The 12863-nt window shown below is 56.6% G+C and carries 12 protein-coding genes; 7 read left to right on the top strand and 5 right to left on the bottom strand.

The window, feature by feature from the left end; genetic code table 11:
• Positions 1-144: 144 nt before the first annotated feature.
• A complete protein-coding gene (locus V2B23_RS27775) occupies positions 145-714 on the top strand; it encodes a recombinase family protein (RefSeq protein ID WP_430953199.1) in 570 nt (189 codons plus the stop codon).
• 331 nt (positions 715-1045) lie between these two features.
• Here V2B23_RS27775 and V2B23_RS27780 read toward each other — a convergent pair whose 3' ends face one another.
• Positions 1046-1528, bottom strand: a complete 483-nt coding sequence (locus V2B23_RS27780; protein WP_430953200.1) for a hypothetical protein — start codon at positions 1526-1528, stop codon at positions 1046-1048.
• 368 nt (positions 1529-1896) lie between these two features.
• Here V2B23_RS27780 and V2B23_RS27785 point away from each other — a divergent pair, with 368 nt between their 5' ends.
• Positions 1897-2370 carry a hypothetical protein gene (locus V2B23_RS27785; RefSeq protein WP_430953201.1) on the top strand — a complete coding sequence of 158 codons (474 nt, stop codon included), beginning with the start codon at positions 1897-1899 and terminating at the stop codon, positions 2368-2370.
• A 56-nt stretch (positions 2371-2426) separates the two neighbouring features.
• Here V2B23_RS27785 and V2B23_RS27790 read toward each other — a convergent pair whose 3' ends face one another.
• Complete coding sequence (locus tag V2B23_RS27790; RefSeq protein WP_430953202.1) at positions 2427-4619, bottom strand: NucA/NucB deoxyribonuclease domain-containing protein; 2193 nt, start codon at positions 4617-4619, stop codon at positions 2427-2429.
• Positions 4620-4806: 187 nt separating this feature from the next.
• Here V2B23_RS27790 and V2B23_RS27795 point away from each other — a divergent pair, with 187 nt between their 5' ends.
• Entirely contained in the window at positions 4807-5898 is a 1092-nt protein-coding gene (locus V2B23_RS27795) for an IS110 family transposase (RefSeq protein ID WP_430953203.1), read from the top strand.
• A 747-nt stretch (positions 5899-6645) separates the two neighbouring features.
• Here V2B23_RS27795 and V2B23_RS27800 read toward each other — a convergent pair.
• Complete coding sequence (locus tag V2B23_RS27800; RefSeq protein ID WP_430953204.1) at positions 6646-7086, bottom strand: hypothetical protein; 441 nt, start codon at positions 7084-7086, stop codon at positions 6646-6648.
• Between the two features lie 424 nt (positions 7087-7510).
• Here V2B23_RS27800 and V2B23_RS27805 point away from each other — a divergent pair, with 424 nt between their 5' ends.
• From V2B23_RS27805 to V2B23_RS27820, 4 genes are all read left to right on the top strand, one after another.
• A complete protein-coding gene (locus V2B23_RS27805; protein WP_430953205.1) occupies positions 7511-8098 on the top strand; it encodes a hypothetical protein in 588 nt (195 codons plus the stop codon).
• 865 nt (positions 8099-8963) lie between these two features.
• Positions 8964-10088, top strand: coding sequence for a hypothetical protein (locus V2B23_RS27810; RefSeq protein ID WP_430953206.1), 1125 nt, complete (start codon positions 8964-8966; stop codon positions 10086-10088).
• 54 nt (positions 10089-10142) lie between these two features.
• On the top strand, positions 10143-10514 hold the full coding sequence (locus V2B23_RS27815) for a hypothetical protein (protein ID WP_430953207.1): 372 nt from the start codon (positions 10143-10145) through the stop codon (positions 10512-10514).
• 144 nt (positions 10515-10658) lie between these two features.
• The gene (locus V2B23_RS27820; protein WP_430953208.1) at positions 10659-11801 is read left to right on the top strand and encodes a hypothetical protein; all 1143 of its coding nucleotides are present in this window, start codon (positions 10659-10661) and stop codon (positions 11799-11801) included.
• A gap of 49 nt (positions 11802-11850) precedes the next feature.
• Here V2B23_RS27820 and V2B23_RS27825 read toward each other — a convergent pair whose 3' ends face one another.
• Entirely contained in the window at positions 11851-12558 is a 708-nt protein-coding gene (locus V2B23_RS27825) for a hypothetical protein (protein WP_430953209.1), read from the bottom strand.
• A 59-nt stretch (positions 12559-12617) separates the two neighbouring features.
• The coding region (locus tag V2B23_RS27830) for a hypothetical protein (RefSeq protein ID WP_430953210.1) at positions 12618-12863 on the bottom strand (246 nt) is incomplete at its 5' end.

Here is a 12863-nt window from a genome sequence, read left to right on the forward strand (position 1 = left end):
CAGAAACGGTTCGGAGAGCGGTCAGGATGGTGCCGGAGCAAAATCACCACACCTCGTTACCAAATCGTGACCTGTCCCAGAAACCTGTCTCACCTTCTGTGGTGCCCGCTGGAGCATGTCGGGGGATTCTGAGACAGTCATCCCGTGAGCGCGACTTTTGGGTACATAAGGGTTTCCGGGACCGATCAGGTCCTCGATTTGCAGAGGGACGCTCTGGCGGCCATTCGATGCGATCGAGTGTGGGAAGAAGTGGCGAGTGGCGCCAAGGACGATCGCCCGGTCTTGCTCGATCTACTCGGTCACCTTCGTGAAGGTGACACCCTCGTCGTCTGGCGACTGGACAGGTTAGGTCGATCACTCAAGCATCTGATCGAAACTGTCGAGGACTTACAGCGCCGCGGCGTAGCTTTCCGCTCATTGACGGAGTCGATCGACACGTCATCCGCGGGCGGAATGCTCATCTTCCAAATCTTCGGCGCACTAGCACAATTCGAGAGAACACTCATCCAGGAACGCACGGCAGCAGGATTGGCAGCGGCACGAGCTCGTGGTCGTATCGGCGGGCAGCCCAAGCGAATTGACCCAGCGAAAGCTCGTATCATCAGTCAGATGATCGGGATTGGCACACCCAAGACGGAGATCGCGAAGGCACTCGGAATAGGCCGCGCCACTCTCTACCGACATCTCGCCGAGAACGAAGTGGCTGCTAGCTGAGCGCCACCTACGGATCTGAGCGGCAGAACCATTGACCACCCTGTACCGCAACGTCAGTTAGACGGTTGGCGCACAGCACTTCTGAAACTGGCACGACGCGTAATCGTTCGATTCGTCGACCGAATACGACCTTGACCTGTTGAGACCAAGACCGTTTCCGGCCCGGTCTCTTGGACACTGAGTGAAAGCGTCCATCGCTGAAGCTGTTCCGACCCTGCCGCGAACCGTGTACTCCTTCAATCGGCTGACCCAAACAAGGGACTTTATGTTCAGAGGTACTACTAGCTGAAGGTGAAATTGACGAGCATTTCCACTTCTGTGGGGATGATCGTCAATTTCTGTCTCCAATAGTCTGAACTGGCGTTGATGGCCTGGCCTTAGATTCTCCCCACAATTGCATGAGATAACGCTCATCGAGGTGCTCGCCGACTTGCTGCATATCAATTCCGGAATGGCGCCCCACAGCGTATACACGAACCCTGTAAAGGCCAGGCTTTGAGATTAGACTTACATCTGGAAAAGTTTCTTTCTGAGCCTCTTCAAGATCAAGAAGTTTAACATTGTCCGACCTAAAATTCACCGATACTTCTTGCATCTCCTCCCAACTGATGAGGTCTAGCGGAGGCTCCGACGCCAGCTCTTCGGCCCGGAAGTGGACTGCACCCCATACCGTCCCAGTCGTGATTACGAGAATTCGCTCGTCCTCACCCCAATTGAGCAAATCGTAGGCCACCGGATAAGTCTCAAATGGAATTCCTGCCTCTTGAAAAGGCAGAAGCGAACCCTCCATCACGTAAACATCAGACTCAATCAAAGGCCCTCCTCAGATTACTAGCTCTTGCATCAAGATAGACCTTCAAACTGACAGGATGGAACGAGGTGTAAGACCTCCGGAACCATGCGGTGAGAATATGCAGCCACGGTCGACACCTCTGATTACGCCCACGGCGGACGATTCCCCACGACTGAATTGCCCTTACCCACGGTCGAAGGCACCCACCCATGACAACGTCGCAATCCGATTCATACAACAACCGCAATCTGACAGCTGTCGAGGAAGCAGTCAGAATTCAGGCAACCGACCTTCTGAAAAATACTGCCACGCAGAGAAATTGACGGATCGATGGACGATGCATACGTTGGGTGAATCATCTTCTGGGAAACGTGAGTGAGGGGTTCGCAATGATCGAAACCGGTGTTGATGTGATGGAAGGTGGCAGCTTGTCATTCCAAGAGGTCGGTGTGGATTTCGTGCGATACCCGCCTGCGTTCGAACTGCTCAATTGGGATGCGGATCAGCATTTGCTACTCATCCGGACTGGCACCGAAATGGGGGCCGTACATTTTCGGTCTGAAGAATACGAGGCGGAGCCGCCGTTCGAAAAAACTGGATGGGAGGAAGTTCAGGAGGTCTCGGCGTCCTTCGACACCGCCATCGTTCGGATGCTGGACTTCGAAACCGACTACCAGGATTTTCCAGATGAGAGTCTGATTTCACGGCCAGGTGGATACCGAGTTCGGTTGTATGCGGTGGGACGTGAATCGGGTGTCGAATGTCAGGAGTTGGATGACGATCTCGTCGAACGTTACTTCTTGCAGTTGTGGCCCGATCCCGATGTACGACCGGCGACGCCGGTCCGAAGAATCGGAGCGTAGTCGCGTTGATGGCGAGCGCCCACGTGGAGCGCTCGCCATCAAGGGGAGCTACCTACTCAGTTGTGGTAGGACTGGACGAAGTACCCGTCAAAAGGGTCGTCGTGGGCGTACAGGATGCGATTTTCTCGGTTGAAGGGTCGGATCAGATCACCCCCCGCTCTGTTCTGGTCGTGAGGGATGAAGCAGGCGCTGAAGCCCGTGAATTCAAAACGTTCCGGGAATCTGGGGATATTGCACCACGCGTAGGACCGACCGTAATCGGGTGCTGAATTTCCGCCTTGGGCGGTGGACGCGAACGGATACTCATCGCATGAGTAGAATACAGAACCACCAGGGCGGTTATACCCTATTCGATTTGTCCCACAGGCAACCTGTCGATTCTTCCTAGCTTGCGAGCTGTTGTAGATAATGCGCTGAAGGGGACGTGCTTTGACTGCGGGATTCGTGACGCTGATTGGCGAACCCGGAAGATTATGATTTTGTGCCTCGAGAACGTGGTCATATAGCTGAGGTGACCAAATCGACGTAGTCGTGAGATCCATAACCGGAAGATTGTTCTTCCCATTCTGAGGTGACAGCACGCATCCGGGATCATTGGCGCGGATGTACTCGAAGCTGTCGCATCGGACACTGGCGAACTTAAATGGGTGCGCGGCTGGCCCTCCACGTAATGGGTCGGTGGCCGTCCACGTTCCCATGGCCGTGTCAGTCTCCGCTTTATTGCTCTTCGCAGCCAGAGTGGTTTTCAGCGTGTACGCAATGATTGGATTACTGGATAGAGGTTTGGTCTGTGGTCCTGTTGGCGTGAGTGTGCCGGTTCGACCCGAAGTTCCCTCAACCGAAAAATCTGACACGACGCTGGCGCCGCCGGCGGTTCCAATGGTGGCTTTCCGAAGCCATTTGTTGCGAAGGTTTGTGGTTTGGGTGATGCCATTAGTAACTATGTCCGTGTAAATGAATCCCTTTTCTTGTCCCACAGTTTTCGGAAGTTTAGTTACTTCGTCATATTTAGTATAGTCGATTGTGTATCTACCGACGCCGCAGGCGTAGAATCGTTTTCCTACCCAGCGGTTTATCTGAATTCCATTGCACCAATTTAATCCGATTGCGCCAGGTAGTGGATTCGCACCGGTGAAAAAGGCCGTTTCCGATGCGTAATCGCGTGCCGGATTCGGCACGCGGAGGTCGCCCGGCATGGGGTATTCGGGCACCTCTGGCACAATTTGTTCTCTTGCGGGGAACGGGCGATTCTGAGGTTCGAAAGTGGTTGTGGGCTGACTCGTCCCGGACGGCGTCGAAGTCGTATTCTCGGCCGGCGTTACAGTTCCGCACGTAGACGAATCATCTAGTGCCTCAGTTGTCGTTGGTGTACTTACGCCAGTCGTAGCTTCGGGGGCTGTCGTCGGGCAAGGCGTCGCTGTCTCACTTGCTGTTGGCAGGCTGCTCGGAGCGGGCTCCACCGGAAGGCTCTCTGTGGGCGAGGCCGGGATCGTTTGATCAGGAGTAGTGCTTTCCTCGGTTCCGGGACTCTCTCTGGCAATAGTTGGGTCGATCCAAGGAGGAAGCGGGGATTTGGTGTCTTCAGCGGTGCCGGTGGTCAGGCACATGTAAACGCCATCGGCGCCAGGTGCGCCGCATGTTGTGCGGTCTGCTCCGAATTCGATGAATCGGGCCGCGAACTTGTTGTACGGGTCGTCGGCTCCGATGATCGGGTCTGTTCCATTAGGGTCTCCGTCAGGTTCCGGCCCGACATTGAAAGCGAGAAACCCTCCTTCGAACTCTTGCTGGAAACCGCCGTTAAATTCGTATTCTGGACCGGTCGGGTACCCGAGGGTCCCATTCTCCCAGCCTTGCGCTTGCCATTGATCTCTGATGGCTCCCCATACGACATGCGCACCGGTATTGGGCGACCAGTAGATGGAGCCTCCCTCGAAATTGTTGAGGCGGCCATTGTTCTTCGAGAGAACTATCTCACTTGTTGTCGGATACCTCAGGGGGCCGTTTTCCCAGTTGTGGTCGGCCCATGTATCTCTGATCGCTCCACCGACGGTGGTGGCGTATCCGTTGTTGACGTTCGAATGCCAGTAAATTGAAGCGTTGTTTTGGAACGCCTGAAATTTTCCAAAGTTTGCTGCGTCGTATTCGCCGTGGAGTGGATAGCCCAAAACTCCGGGCCCTCCACGCGCCAGGTATTCGGTCTCAATCCTTCCACCTACGTTGTGGGACCCGTAAATCGTTGCTTCCGCCACGGTGGAGGTTATCCCCATCAAGAGCAGAACAGATGTCGATGCCGCCGCAAATCTGGCGACGGCGCGTCTTCGTCTAGACGGTATGTAGGTCGGTCCGTTTCGGGCCGGGGCCTCGCTTGCAAGTTGCCGTGGGTTGCCGAGTAGGCGAAGCCTGGATCGGTAGTGCCTACATTTGCAGGAGGCCCCGGTGATGTATCAGCGTACGAGTGTCGGATTGGACGTGCACGCACTCTCTGTGGTGGCATGCGCGATCGACGGTCAGACCGGTGAAGTGTGGAAACAGCGATTATGTCCGGATTCCGGCGAGATCCTCGCCTGGTTGCGTTCGCTGCCGGGGCCGGTGAAGGTCGTGTACGAGGCAGGACCGACCGGATTCGGCTTGTGCCGAGTCCTAGTTCAGGCAGGTGTGGAGTGTGTAGTGGTCGCGCCGTCGAAATTGCAGAGACCGGCGGGAGATCGGGTCAAGACCGATGCGCGTGACGCCCTGCACCTTGCTCGCCTCTTGAGATTGGACGAGATTGTCGAGGTCACTGTTCCTTCGGTGGAACAGGAAGCGGCCCGGGATCTGGTCCGTGCTCGTGAGGATGCTCGTGGGGATCTGATGCGATGCCGACATCGGTTGTCGAAACTTCTTCTGCGGCAGGGCATCGTCTATTCAGGTGGTGTTGCGTGGACCGGTGCGCACGATATGTGGCTCCGCAGTCAGAGATTCGACCAGTCGGCGTTGCAGGCTACATTCGACTCGAACTACGAAGCGATGCTGCTCACTCGAGGCCGCCGCGACCGACTGGATATAGCGATCGAAGAGATGGCGGAGAACAGTCCTTACACCCCGATGGTGCACCGTCTGGGATGTTTACGCGGAATTTCGACGTTGACCGGGTTCGGGTTGGCAGTCGAGATCGGTGACTGGCAACGATTCACAGGCAGCACGATCGGCTCGTATGTCGGGCTTGTACCGAGTGAATACTCTTCGGGGGCATCACGATCGCAGGGATCAATCACCAAGACCGGCAATGGTCATGCACGTCGGTTATTGGTCGAGTCAGCCTGGCATCATCGCAAGATCTATCGCAATCCTGGCCAGGTGATGCGCACGCGATGGGAGAAGGCGTCACCGGCAGCGCGTGCGCGCGGGCATGCCGGCAATCATCGATTGCATCATCGGTGGGAGCAGTTCACCGCTCGTAAGAAGCGTCCGGTGGTCGCCAATGTCGCCGTTGCACGAGAACTGGCGGGATGGTGCTGGTCATTGGCGGTCGTCGACGAATTGTCCTGAGCTAGCTAATCCTTCCTCTAGATTTCGGTCGGTAAACACCGTTACGGTGTTGGTGGCAGCGTGAGGAACGATCTGCGAAAACACCTATGGGCAGCAACAGGTTCCAGAGCTAGAACCGATGCGACGCCCGACCCTAGAGCAGCAGCACCGTTCCTGCCGAACAGTCGTCCTGCGGTAACCAACCCGCGTATATCAGTCTGACCACGAGTCGCGAATATCGACATGCCATCCGCCGTTCTCAATGTTCGTCGACCGAAACGGAAGCGGGCTCGGGAACTGACGTTCCCGAGGCCGCTTCCACCTGCCACTTGACAAATTTCTCTACATATCAGTTGTATGTGGCACAGCGTTCAATTCCATCTTCTCCTGGTGCTGTGGTGAGTGGTGTTTCCTCTGGACCCGAGTGCACTCAGGCGCTGCGAACTTGCTGTGAAAACGCTGAGAACAGCGAAGTCGTTGCTAACGCTAAACAGTTACTGGCCAGTTTCACAGCAGCCCCACATCTCACTTGCGTAACAATTCGAACCCGTCGGTTTGTACTGGCGGGTAAGTTGATGGCTTGGCTCGAATTGGGTGGGTCGAATTGCACAGAATGTGCCATGCTCAGGAAAAATGAGGCGCTTTCATCCTGCGGCGAGCAAGTTCGTGGGCTCGGGTGAGACGAGTATGAGGCGGCCCCAGCGCCAGCGGAACTCAGAAGTGACCCGCGACACTGGCCGCCGGTACCGAGCAGAGAGCGTCTGGCTATTATCGCGCAGGGACGACGGTGAAGGTGAAGCCGTTAGGATGCGCGGCGTTGGCCTCCGTGAGATACGAACTGAGCAAGACGGCAGCGTCTGTTGCCAACGACCGTGCCGCGTCTGGTGTACGACCTCGCGCCGTCACCGCCAGACCCGATACGTCCGTCGCCGACGTGATCGTGAGGTCGGATTCGTAGTCAGAAGCGCTCCCACCACGAGTTTGCGCAAGCAGCTCAGCAGTCTTACGCAGATCGTCTGGTGCAGCTTCGACGTCGATCAGATTAAAACTTACCGAACCGTCGGAGGGCTGGTGGGTGCTGAATTCGACTACCGCTGTCTTTGTGAAAGCAATCGTTTTCGTCCACCACAAAGCCACCACCACAACAACCACAACCATCGCAGCAGCAACGGTCAGTGCTAAGCGGCTACGGATGGCGAAGTTTCTCATCGGTTAGTTATACAGCGTCACTACTAACCTCAATCTTTCACCAGCAGCACCTGGATACGCATCCGGACATGACCGGTCGACCCGTGTGCAGTCGGGGTCCTGCCGGATTCCACTTTCCGGGGTCGTGTTCTTTCCGTTCGTACCAACAGGATTCGCCAGGCTCTACGTTGGCGCCCAACAGGCCGGTACCGTTGCGCTGATCTGCATCGGAACCATGTGCCCGCAGAAGCGATCTGAGGGTGATTGAGGCCCTCTATCGCCGATACCCAGTAGGGCGAGGTATCTTTCTACTTCGCTGCTGGAGAACGATCTGAGAGCGTTTCCGTTGCTGGGGTTCAGTGGGAATCAGAAGCCACTTGATGTGGTGGTGTGTCGTTGTGTTCGTATGCGACCGGTTGATAAATCGTCTGGGGAGAATGAGCGGATGAGCCTGATCGTGTGTACTGACATATCGGCGTCCGATTGGTTGGTCGGGCAGGATTTGCCGTGGTACGAACTCGCAGTGAAGGGTCCGGTCGGGTTTCCCGCATATGCGAGACTCCGATTCATTCCGGACCCCGAGTTCGAAGGCCAGAAGACAAACGATGTGGACTTCCCGGACGACGGCATCACCGAATCCGAGCAACTCGCAGTTGTTCTAGAAATACTGTCCCGCTACACCGCCACGCCCGATGATTGTTACTTCTGCTTGTGGGACGGCTGGGGATGTGAAGTCATCGGCGATGACATTCCGATGGTGAAGATCCCCAACCGTGATTACTGGCTGTTCAGCGGTGTACCAACGGATTTCGGCGACTGGGGACGCGATGTTCAGTTCAGCCCGCGCGGTGCGTCTGGCGCGGACCCGGCCTTCATATGGCCGGCAGATCACTCGTGGTGCGTCACAAGAGATATCGATCCGCACTTCGCAGTGATTGCAGGGCCCGCAGAAGCGATCGAACTCCTCATCGCGGATCCTCGGATCGACGCGGTAATCCACGACCCTGAGACGGAGCCTCCTCACTATTACTAAATATCGATAGATTGCAGGAGAAATCGTCCATTTTGTTGATGGCCAAAACGCACACCCAAACCCGCAGAATTGCTCTCAGCTCGTTTCGGTTGCTGCCTGTCGATTCGATTGCATCTCCCAATGAACGAGGTCGGATCGGTGAGACTGACACGATGAGGCTCGAAGGAACGAGACAACCGATCGCCCACGACGTGGGTCCGGCTTGCCGATCTTGCAGGCGTGATCATGATGGAAGAATGAGGGGATGCGCCCGAACAGGTACCTCGACGATTATCTGCATGGGCTGGAGTTCCTGGGTGGGGTGTACCCCGATGATGCGGGGGCAATCGCCGAGCACGGCATCGTGGCCGCGCTCGATGATGATGATGCGTTCGTGTTCTTGCTTCGCTTGGTCGGTCCAGACGCCCCGGCATTCGCGGATGAACTGTGGCAGTTGATCAGTGGTTTTCTGAACAGTCGCCGCGTCGAGGAGTTGTTCGGAGGCTCTGAGGATGCCGGGTTGGCGGATCTCAACACAGTGAGAGGCCCGAGATACCTCCCGCCTCCTACTCGACCGAGGATCCCAAGGTGAGAGTGTCTGACGGCTATCACCGTGCCAAATAATTCCGAGAGTCACAGGCCTGAAAAGTCGCTCACAAGGGCACAGTGTTGCAGAACTCACCGACAGGTGAGGTTTCAGGACGAAAGCATTGAGACCGGTTTTTGCGACACTATCCAGGCTGGTCGACTCGCCTGGCCGCCCTGGTTCTGTTCGTGTCCGAGAAACGATCGATTCTGAGGCACGTGTAATGCCCGACCGTGATCAGGCAGAACGCAGGCAAGCTCCAATGTGCTCGCCGAAGTAGGCTGGGTGTTTATGGAGGTCATGAGCAAGCCACAAGGGTTAAAGTTCGCAGACGATGAGAACCCCGACACGACCAGCGGGCTGTACTCGCGGGCTGTTGATAAATGGCTCGCCTTCACTGCCTCCCCCCTCGTCTCACACGGCAAGTGGGACATCTCCGCAGCAGTAATCAGAGAGAGTCTTGAACTCGCTACGCTCGACTCAAAAGACCAGGTACTCGCGCAACTTGATATCAACCTGACCAGCAGACTGCGCGATGAAGCATCCACCTTCTCAACGATTAGCGGTCGAGATCTATCGCAATCAATCCTCTTTTCAATGGAAATGGACCGCCGTAAGAGTACTTCCCAATTGCACATGGAAGTGAAACTAAACCCGAGTGCCACTCCCCGCGAACTTTTACCCGCCGTCGAATTTCTCGAGAATTTCCAGCCCGGAAACCGCATCGGCCTCAGGGTCCCCGGCACGAGAAAGATTCTGTCTTTAACAGACGTTCCGGAAAACGACGAATCCCCCATTCCAAGCGGATTCGCAAATACCATTCGCTCCTTGGCACGTCTCCAGCAGCGTGCGGGACAAGAGTTCCCGATGCCGGATGAAATAACACGTAAAGATCTCCAAGAGATCGTTCGCGGAATAAACCTTCTTGATGGAAAGAAGAGTCGAGGAACTTGGTCAAATACGGTCGTTAATACCGCCCCCGGAGCAGGTAGATCGATCCGCGATACCGCGCAGGGCACGTACGGCGCCCTCCTTGAAATCACCGCACCCGTCGAGATTAAGATCAGCGATCACATATTGGACTTAGGGACCGGAACGTATGCCCTCAAGGCAGTTGTCGACACACTCACCGAAGGAGACGAAGGAGACGAAGTCCGTTTCATTCCTGGCGCGGATAATCATTTTGAGGTCTCCCTTACGTCACCGCCACGACGCATCGACGACAACGCAATGACACAACCGCCAGTAGAGCTCCTTCGTCAACACGCTGGTGAATGGATTGCTCATGCCGGCGCGCGCATCCTCGCCAGCGGACCTACTCCCGCAGTGGTAGCGGCCGCCTTGCGGGAGTTGGGAGAACGCGGATCCATTTGGCGCGTACCCAGCACGACAGCTGAAGCTGAATTCAACCCGGTGGGCCTCTGACGCGTGAGTATATTTCCATATTTCGCCCTTCCTCCGGAGGGAACCCTCCGCCCGATGGTTGATGTCACATTCACCGGTGAATACGAGATAACAACAATAGGACTTGTGGACTCGGGCGCCTTAAACACAATATTCGATTCAGGATTGGCATACGCTGCAGGAATTGATCTCACTGATGCGGAAATCGGGCATTCCAACGTCGGCGGAGGCACGGTCGAAATCAAATTCGTCACACTCCGTCTTTCAGTTCCGTCTGTGGACGATCCACACGAACCAGGCGAACTCTTCACTTGGGAAGCTAGGGTCGGATTCGCTGATAACTGGGGCGCGAGGCACGGCCTTCTCGGTCATGAATTCTTTCGATTTTTTACTGTGACGTTTCGAGCCGCTGATCTCGAGCTTGAAATCGAGCCGAATTCGGAGTGACTAGTCACGTATCGCGTCACTCGCACATGAGCCTGCATTCCTCCAAGACCTGCAGGGAGTCGGACTCGTTGGTCGACGCATCCGGACGTGAAGCTAAAGTAGTGCACATTATGCCAAAACGTGTCGTTTCCCTATTCTGTACAAATGGCACTACATGATCGCCGCGAGCGTTGGCTCGCAGCTGCTCGCGACGTTCACATGACGACGGCTGGACTGCTGACAGGCCGCGGTCTACCCGCAGACCGCGACGCAGACATCGCTATGGCCAGCATCGTTGGAGCTCTACAAAGTGTTTTCGGAGATCAGGTCGAAGCGCTGGAAGGCGACGCTCCCGAGGGCGAGCTGGCTGTAGCAGTCGCGCCGCTCGCGGCTGCGCTCCGCAAATTTGATGCTCTCGGCAACCCCGAACTCCCGAAGTCCAATGGCGAACTGCGAGATGCAGTAGGCGAACTGTGCGATGCAGCAGAATCGGTAGCGATGACATTGGACGCCGATCTAGCGCTCCGTGCTCAGTCGGTCGACGAGGTGATCGATGAGTTCGGTGAAAGTTATCGGGTAGCTCTGCTCCTTACGCTGACCGCGTGTCACTCGCTGGCAACCAGGGTGGTTGGGTGGCGCACGTCCAAAGACGATGGCAAGACCCCCGGTGACCATCTAGCTGTATCGACGATGGAGCTCGTCGACACGAATACTGCTGGCACAGTTGCTATGTCGATGCTGTCAAGCCTGATGACTGCTCCTCCCTCCATCATGACACCTGGTAACGAAGCCGCCATTTTCGCGGAGATGCTCAGCGGCGGCACTCCCCCGCCGCTGTATCGCATGGCATATGGCCAGTGGTTCAGCACTGTGGCCGCGATGTGGGAGGACGTGTATCGCGAGCGACTAGCAACCGCGCACGGAGTCGATAGCGAGGGGCAACCGTGGAGCAAGAACGATGTGAAGTCGGAGTTCTTCTACGAGCTGTGTCAGATCCGGCACGACTTCGCTCACAAGGACGGTCTGTGCGATGAAAGTGCAGGAAATAAGGTTCTGAACTGGGGAATCGCCGGGAAGCCTCTAGCTCCTACCCCCCGCCAGATGTTGTCGCTGATTGATTCCTTCCCGGCCAGCGAACTACGAAAGTCCCCGGTGCGGGTTCCTCGGACCAGTGAACGCTTGCCGTATAACTTCCCGTCCGAGTGGGTTGCGAAGGTCAAGGACCGCGTCGTCGACATCGAAAAGACCAAACGCCTTCGGCCTGAGGTATTGAAACTCGTCATCGACAAATGGTTGGACGAGTCCTAGTGGAACGTGCCCGGTGATGTCGTGGCAGCCGCAGCCCTGGTTATCGCCGTCAATCCGTCAGACCGTAGCCGCGGTCAGTCGAACGTTCGGTGCTGGAGTCCTGGGCGGGCTCTGATTTGTCTTGGGTGCCTGAGGAATTGGTTTTGAGGTGCTCGCGAATCGTGCGCGGGTGAGAGCGGGACACCGCCGACAACGCTGAGGCGATATCGCTGTAGTCGTTGGCGGCCGGCGCCTGCTGGGACTGGAGCCAGCTCCGTGCACGGGAGACGGCAAGATCGCGGTTGTCGGGATAGCCGCTCGACCAGTCGATACCGGCTTTGTCGATCCGATCGAGAACCTCGGCAGGGTCAATGATGTTGTCGCGGATCAACGCTCCGACGAACTCGTGATCTTTCGCCCGGCCCGCAATCAGTTTCGAGACACACAGGTCGATCGGGTGCAGGCACAGTCCGGTGCGCCCGTAGTTTTGATCGTCGTCGGTTCCGCTGGCAGTGAAGGCGACGAGCCTGTTTTCCCAGCCGCGGGGAAGGACCACGGTGTCCCGGTGGATCCCCTCGACATAAACGCCGTGGCGAAGGTGAAACGGTGAGTCCTCCCCTACCCAGACGTTGAGCGTGCTCACCTTCTCCGTGACATCGGCGCCGGTGGTGAAAGCGCTGGCCGGAGTCATGTCGACTTCCATCGAACGTATAGCTTCTTCCGGCAGCGAGGCTTCGTCGTAGCTTCCGAGTACCGATTGAGATCCGAAGATCACCACTTGTGATTCCTCTACCCACCCGCACGCAGCGACGACCGCTTTTTCGAGGTCGCTTCGTTTCACTCGCGAGTTCTCTTGAGAAGGTCGAGTACGCGCAGGCGTTCGCTCTCGCTCAACAACACCGACAGGGGCGACATGTTTCGCATCTCACGGTCGGTCTCGGTATCGGAGACGCTGATCTTGCGAACGGTGTCGATGTCGTTGTCCGCGATGATGCGTTCCCACTGGTCCAGGCACTTGCGGAGCATGTTCCCGTGAACGTGCTCACGGTTGGTCTGCAATCTGGCGCGCACCTTGTCGGTGTT

The organism is Rhodococcus sp. 24CO (genome assembly GCF_050586165.1).
Classification (GTDB): domain Bacteria; phylum Actinomycetota; class Actinomycetes; order Mycobacteriales; family Mycobacteriaceae; genus Rhodococcus_F.

Excerpts from the sequence above, each read along its gene's own strand:
- V2B23_RS27785 (WP_430953201.1), top strand. The coding sequence starts at position 1,897 with ATGATCGAAACCGGTGTTGATGTGATGGAAGGTGGCAGCTTGTCATTC.
- V2B23_RS27800 (WP_430953204.1), bottom strand. The coding sequence starts at position 7,086 with ATGAGAAACTTCGCCATCCGTAGCCGCTTAGCACTGACCGTTGCTGCT.
- V2B23_RS27805 (WP_430953205.1), top strand. The coding sequence starts at position 7,511 with ATGAGCCTGATCGTGTGTACTGACATATCGGCGTCCGATTGGTTGGTC.
- V2B23_RS27810 (WP_430953206.1), top strand. The coding sequence starts at position 8,964 with ATGAGCAAGCCACAAGGGTTAAAGTTCGCAGACGATGAGAACCCCGAC.
- V2B23_RS27815 (WP_430953207.1), top strand. The coding sequence starts at position 10,143 with ATGGTTGATGTCACATTCACCGGTGAATACGAGATAACAACAATAGGA.
- V2B23_RS27820 (WP_430953208.1), top strand. The coding sequence starts at position 10,659 with ATGGCACTACATGATCGCCGCGAGCGTTGGCTCGCAGCTGCTCGCGAC.